Below are 5,253 nucleotides of genomic sequence, written 5' to 3'. Positions count from 1 at the left end.
TGGCATTTTTCTTTTCTCATCAAAGGTTAGCTGTTGGTTAGGTGTAAGTACGCCTAAAAGCTTTTGATGATCTTGCACACTTACTTTTCCACGCGTTACTGTTACCACAACCTTCTGTCCGTCAATAGCTTTAATATTAAAAGCGGTACCCAAAACAGTTGTTTTAACTTTTCCTGCATAAACGATAAAGGGCTTGGCCGAATCATGAACAATATCAAAATATCCTTCTCCTTTAAGTGTAACTTCTCTGGTATTGCCATCAAAGTGTTGGGGATACAGCAAAACCGCACCATTATTTAATATCACTGTACTCCCATCAGGTAATACTATTTTTTTATGCTCTATGTCTGCTACTACATTAACAACTGCTATATTGGCTTTAGCTGTTATTTTTTGTGTTGCAGGCTTTAAAAAATAGAAAGTAGAAAAACCTGCAATTAATAATATAGCGGCCCAACCTATCCAGCCAAAATTTAATTTAAACGACTTCTTTTCTTCCCCGCCCACAATTTCATTAAAAATTTTATTGGCCTTACTTTCTGTTATAGTTTCGTTTGATTGAAATAAATCCCAATCATTTTCCATTAAGCGTTTTTCAAATTCAACATTGCTTGAGGCGTTAAGATGATTAAATAAAACGCTCTTTTCTTCTTCGGAGATCGTATTTTGAGCATACTTCTCCAGAAGTTCACTTATTTCTTCATTTTTCATACAAATGGCGATATAGAAAAGATATTATTTTGTTCGTTTTAATAGTTGACGTTTGTGAAACACAAAAAGAGGTAGTCAAAAAAAAGTTTTTTTTTTAAAAAACAATCTAATACTAAGAAAACAACTTAAATCTTAGCAAAATCCAATAGAATTGATGGAGCGCTTATTTTAATAGTCCCAGAAAAACGAAAGAGATGAGTGGTACAGCATTATTTTCACCAACCAGGGTACGTAACGTTTTTAAGGCTTCTCTTAAATGAACCTTAACAGTAGCGGGTGCAATATGAAGTATTTCTGCAACTTCTTTTTGTTTCATCCCTTCAATATGGCACATCCGGTAAACCAATCCTTGTTGCTTAGGGAGTTTAGCCAATAATTGATCAACGTAGCTTTGCGCATCTTTCCGCATAATGGCATCTTCAGTCCCTGTGTCCTGCTCGCTCCACACAACTTTCTGTAAGTCTGATGTTTTGTTTTCAGCGGCAATAGCCCTAAGCAAATCTAAAGTAAGGTTAACGGCAATTCTTCGGATGTAGCCACCAAAGTTTTCAATGGCATTCAGATTTTCCCTTTTTAACCAAATTTTAAGGAAGGTTTCCTGAACAATCTCTTCAGCTCTTTCTTTAGATTTAAGGTAGCGGTTGGCGTAAGAAAAAACCTTATTTTTATAAGCATCAAAGATCAAGCGAAAGGCCTGTTGATCGCCAACAGCTATTTTGAGAATTAAATCCCGTTCCTCTCCCAATTCCTTATTTTGCATATACTAATATAATATTTTCAAAGCAGGTTTTCTTGGTTGATGAAGTGTTTTTGCAGTGCAAAAAGGTCTTGTTCATTAATTACACTGAATTTAAAAACAATCCATAAGTGCTAAAAAATTAGCCCCTAACCTACAATGATTGCAAATTACATCTTCGGTCCGAATCTATAATTTTTGGTAAGACTACAAAAAAATCTGATTATTTCTGCTAATCAGGATACAATTTGACAATAATCGCCTTAAAAACAGCTCTTCAGCCTTAAAACTATATGGTTTTATGTACATAACTACTCAAATGCAGTAATTTTTAAATAAATCAAGCGATATTGGAGTTATTTAACCGCTAAATAAGGAATGAAAAATGATTGATAATATAATAAAAAAAGCCATGATGAAAACATCATGGCTTCTATTAATCAACTAAACCTTATAAATACTAACCAAATATTTATGATTCAAAAGTAAATTGACTGTATTAATTGGAAATTAAGTTAGGATTAAATGAAAGAAAAAAATTAGCGTTATCGAAAATATCATAAATTAAAATCAGTATAAGATCAAGAACACCATTGTACTGATTTGCGCGATCATTCCTAAACGATGCTTACTAGATATCTCTAATATCMAACTGGTGTGCAATTATAACGGCTATCCACCATAGTTCATAATTTTAGTCCATCCAGTACCCACCCAAAAATACGTACCATAAACACCTAATAACCAAGTCAATAAAGCACACCGATGATGTAGATGATTATGCAAACTGTTAAAATGGTTATATTGCGGCACAAAATCATAATGAATAACTCAAAAAAAGCTAATCTTAACAAACTATTCTCATTTCTTCTAAAAAAGCAATGCGTAATTGCCATTTATCTGCTATTGGCTATTGTTGCGGGTTACAAACAGTATCACCATCATTCTTACAATAATTATCTGATTTTCAAATATGTGTATTGGCATACTGTAGATCTGCAAAATTTATACAATAACTATCCAGAATATTTAGACAGTAACCACTACGGACCTTTATTTTCAATCTTTATTGCACCTTTTGCACTGTTGCCTGATGGTTTAGGTGCTGTTCTTTGGAACGTGGCCAATGTATTGATTTTGCTTTGGGGAATTTACAGTCTGCCGATATCATTAAACAAACGCACTATTATTGCCTGGATCTGTGCACACGAAGCCTTAACTGCACTCTTTAGTTTTCAGTTTAATATTGCCCTAACAGGGATTATTTTACTCAGTTTTTCTTATCTTATTAAAAAGAAGGAAATACAGTCCGCCTTTTTTATCGCCTTTGGTACTTTGGTTAAACTATACGGAATTGTTGGACTGGCATTTTTCTTTTTTAGCAAGAACAAGCTAAAATTTATCATAGGCTGTTTTATTGCTTTTGCGGTACTGTTTGCTTTGCCGATGGTTATTTCATCTCCGGCATTTGTAATTCAATCATATAGCGACTGGTATCATTCCCTTGCCCATAAAAATGATTTAAATGCATCATTAACTTCGTTCCAGGATATTTCTATAATGGGTATTGTAAGACGGGCAACAGGTAACATAAACATTCCCAATGCTCCATTTTTACTGGTTGGTCTTGTATTATTTGGCTTGCCCTATTTACGGATTAAGCAATATAAACACCTCGGCTTTAGGTTAATGTTATTGGCATCGACACTTATTTTTACTGTTATATTTAGCAGCGGTTCTGAATCGCCAACCTATGTTATCGCTTTTGCAGGTGTTGCCATTTGGTTTATGGTGCAGCAAAACCCTAAAAAAGGATGGATAATAGCCTTATTTATTTTTGCATTTATATTAACCAGCCTATCGCCAACCGATATTTTCCCAAGGCCGGTTAAAGAATTTATTCGTCTATATTCGCTTAAAGCCCTACCTTGCGTTATCATTTGGCTAACCATAGTCTATCAAATGATGAAAGAAGATTTTGAGTCTTATCTGATTGCCGATAAATGAATAAACTAGTTTCTATAGTAATTCCTGCTTACAACGAAGCCGATAATATTTTTGTAATAGCCGAAAGTATTAAAAAAGTTTTTTCGACCATCAACTACGATTATGAAATTATTCTGGTTGATGATGGAAGTGCCGATTATACGCTCGAAAAAATTAAGGATTATGCTTTAACTGCAGATAACATATTCTTTCTCGAATTCTCTAAAAATTTTGGCCACCAATTGGCGGTTAAGGCGGGTATGGACCATGCTTTTGGCGATTGTGTAATTTCTATGGATTGCGATATGCAACATCCTCCGGAACTGATTCCGGAAATGCTCCAGAAATGGCAGGAAGGTTTTGAGGTAGTATACACCATCAGGGAAGAAGATAAAAATTTATCCAAAGGAAAAAGAAGTTCATCAAACCTATTCTACAAAACCTTAAACTGGCTATCGGATATTGATCTCGAACCAGGTGCAGCCGATTTCCGCTTACTTGATCAAAAGGTTGTTAGCGTTTTTAGGAATTTTCACGAAAACGAGCCCTTTTTACGTGGTTTGGTAAAATGGCTTGGTTTTAAGCAATTCGCCATTCGTTACAATCCTGCTGCACGCTTTTCGGGAAATAGCAAGTATACCTTTAAAAAGATGTTAAGGCTGGCCTTACACGGTGTTACCTCTTTCAGTATAAAACCATTGTATTCTGCAGTATACCTGGGTTTCATCCTTTCTTTTGCCTCTGTACTGTACATACCTTATATTATTTATGCTTTTGTAAATCATGTAGAGGTTTCTGGTTGGGCATCTGTAATTATGACTATCGTCTTTTTTGGAGGGCTACAGCTTATTATCTTAGGCATTATAGGCATATATGTAGGTAAAATGTTTATGCAGTCTAAAAACCGCCCCAATTACATTATCCGTTCAACCAATATTCAGCAAAAATAAAATGGTACTGTTAAGTTTTGATATCGAAGAGTTTGATATGCCTTTTGAATATGGAAAAGATATTTCTTTCGAAGAGCAGATTGCTATTTCGAGGGCTGGCACCATAACCATTTTGGATATCTTGGATAAATATGAGGTAAAAGCTACTTTTTTTTGTACAGTTACTTTTGCCGAAAATATTCCGGATCTGATTAAAAGGATTACCGAAACGGGGCACGAACTTGCCTCGCATGGTTATTATCATTCTGATTTTAAACCCGAACATCTTCTCCAATCCAAACTAAAATTAGAAGAACTCTCTGGCAAAGAAATTACAGGTTACCGCATGGCGAGAATGATGCCTGTTGACGAAAAGGAAATTGAAAAAGCCGGATATACTTATAATACTTCCATTAATCCAACCTATTTGCCAGGGCGCTACAATAATTTTAATGTCTCCAGAACACATTTCATCAAAAATAATGTATTGCAGATTCCAGCTTCGGTAAGCCCGTTAATTAGGTTTCCACTGTTTTGGCTGTCTTTCCACAATCTGCCTTTAGGCATTTACAAAACATTGGCCAGCTGGACATACAAAAAAGATAAATACCTGAATATCTATTTCCACCCCTGGGAATATACTGATTTAGAAGATTTTGATCGCTTTGGTTTCCCAGCTTATGTAAGAAAAAACACGGGCACAAAAATGGCAAAACGTACAGAAGATCTTATTTCATGGATGAAGGCTAAAAATTATCCCTTTGGTACTTTTCAGGAATTTATCCGTACTATTTCTTCAAACTCATAACTGCCAATTGTAATTTGAAAACTATTTATACGTTTCGGCCAATTTAAGTGCATTGTAGGCATTAACAATACCTCCGCTAACAC

5 protein-coding genes are annotated in these 5,253 nt (G+C 34.9%); 3 read left to right on the top strand and 2 right to left on the bottom strand.

Annotated features, from left to right (window positions below; all coding sequences use genetic code 11):
* A partial coding sequence (locus AC1DPQ_RS16700; protein WP_477610294.1) for a FecR family protein occupies positions 1-711 on the bottom strand: 711 nt, incomplete at its 3' end.
* Positions 712-874: 163 nt separating this feature from the next.
* The gene (locus AC1DPQ_RS16695; RefSeq protein ID WP_477579663.1) at positions 875-1,471 is read right to left on the bottom strand and encodes an RNA polymerase sigma factor; all 597 of its coding nucleotides are present in this window, start codon (positions 1,469-1,471) and stop codon (positions 875-877) included.
* Positions 1,472-2,269: 798 nt separating this feature from the next.
* Here AC1DPQ_RS16695 and AC1DPQ_RS16690 point away from each other — a divergent pair.
* From AC1DPQ_RS16690 to AC1DPQ_RS16680, 3 genes are read left to right on the top strand one after another with little or no spacing between them, the layout of a single operon-like run.
* On the top strand, positions 2,270-3,454 hold the full coding sequence (locus AC1DPQ_RS16690; RefSeq protein ID WP_477579665.1) for a glycosyltransferase family 87 protein: 1,185 nt from the start codon (positions 2,270-2,272) through the stop codon (positions 3,452-3,454).
* Positions 3,451-4,383, top strand: a complete 933-nt coding sequence (locus AC1DPQ_RS16685) for a glycosyltransferase family 2 protein (protein ID WP_477579666.1) — start codon at positions 3,451-3,453, stop codon at positions 4,381-4,383. Before AC1DPQ_RS16690 ends, AC1DPQ_RS16685 begins: the two co-directional genes overlap by 4 nt.
* Before the next feature lies 1 nt (position 4,384).
* Entirely contained in the window at positions 4,385-5,170 is a 786-nt protein-coding gene (locus AC1DPQ_RS16680) for a polysaccharide deacetylase family protein (RefSeq protein WP_477610293.1), read from the top strand.
* Positions 5,171-5,253 lie beyond the last annotated feature (83 nt).

The sequence above is a fragment of the Pedobacter sp. 01T416_2 genome, from assembly GCF_056398925.1.
Note: the sequence above shows the minus strand (reverse complement) of the source record. Positions and strands in the feature narration are given on the sequence as shown.

Coding starts and splice junctions, on each gene's coding strand:
- AC1DPQ_RS16695 (WP_477579663.1), bottom strand. CDS start 1,471: ATGCAAAATAAGGAATTGGGAGAGGAACGGGATTTAATTCTCAAAATA.
- AC1DPQ_RS16690 (WP_477579665.1), top strand. CDS start 2,270: ATGAATAACTCAAAAAAAGCTAATCTTAACAAACTATTCTCATTTCTT.
- AC1DPQ_RS16685 (WP_477579666.1), top strand. CDS start 3,451: ATGAATAAACTAGTTTCTATAGTAATTCCTGCTTACAACGAAGCCGAT.
- AC1DPQ_RS16680 (WP_477610293.1), top strand. CDS start 4,385: ATGGTACTGTTAAGTTTTGATATCGAAGAGTTTGATATGCCTTTTGAA.